This window comes from Streptomyces niveiscabiei (genome assembly GCF_001419795.1).
GTDB lineage: Bacteria > Actinomycetota > Actinomycetes > Streptomycetales > Streptomycetaceae > Streptomyces > Streptomyces niveiscabiei.
Map to the genome: position 1 here is coordinate 1,993 of NZ_LIRL01001253.1, position 772 is coordinate 2,764.

1 pseudogene is annotated in these 772 nt (G+C 69.1%); it reads right to left on the reverse strand.

The features are described from left to right. Positions 1-146: 146 nt before the first annotated feature. A pseudogene (locus AOK24_RS47075) lies at positions 147-649 on the reverse strand (hypothetical protein); the annotation flags it as partial. Between the last annotated feature and the right edge of the window lie 123 nt (positions 650-772).

Genomic DNA, 772 nt, shown 5'->3' on the forward strand with positions numbered 1-772 from the left:
CGCAGGCAAGGACTACTACAACTACCGCTACGAGAACCAGGATTGATCTGCCCGACCTATCCTCCCCTTCGAGTTCCCGGCCGCCGTCGGGACCGAGCAACGACCCTTCCTCATGTCAGGCGAACGGGTTCTCTGTAAGCCGGTCGTCAGAGGTGGCGGCTTGCAGGAGTTCGGGAAGGCCTCCGGGGTCGGCGTTGCGCTGGTCGAGCCACCATCCTGCGCGCGATCCTGCGGGCCTCGTTCTCCAGCGACTCCCATTCCTCTTCGGTGAGTTCGCCTTCGACGACGAGCATGGTGTAGGCGGCGGTGAGGAGTTGGTGGTGGCAGCGGACGGCCCAGGGGACGGCGCGTTCGGTGCCGTCGAGCAGGGGCATGTGGTGGTGTTCGGCCCAGGTGTCGGCTGCGGCCTGTTCGGTGGCTCGTTGTTCGGCGAGCCAGGCGTCCTTCGAGGCGGTGTCGGTGGTGCGTGTGGTGCGCCAGCAGTCGGTGCAGGGGGTGCGGGTGAGCCAGTCGGCGAAGCCGACGGGGGAGAGGCAGCCGGTGTGCTGCTGGCCGATTGCCGTGAAGTGGCCGAGTGCGCCGCGCTGTTGGCCACGGCTATCGCGCTCATCGGTGGGCGTCCCGGTCGGTGGGCGGTGGGAGGGGCCTGNNCGGCTTCGGCGAGGGCGGGCTCCACGGCGACGGCGTGACCGGTCTCGTGGAGGGTCCGGACGGTGCCGGCGACGGTCGTCAGGGCATCAAGGTGGGTGGGGAGCGTGTAGGCGTCGAGGGA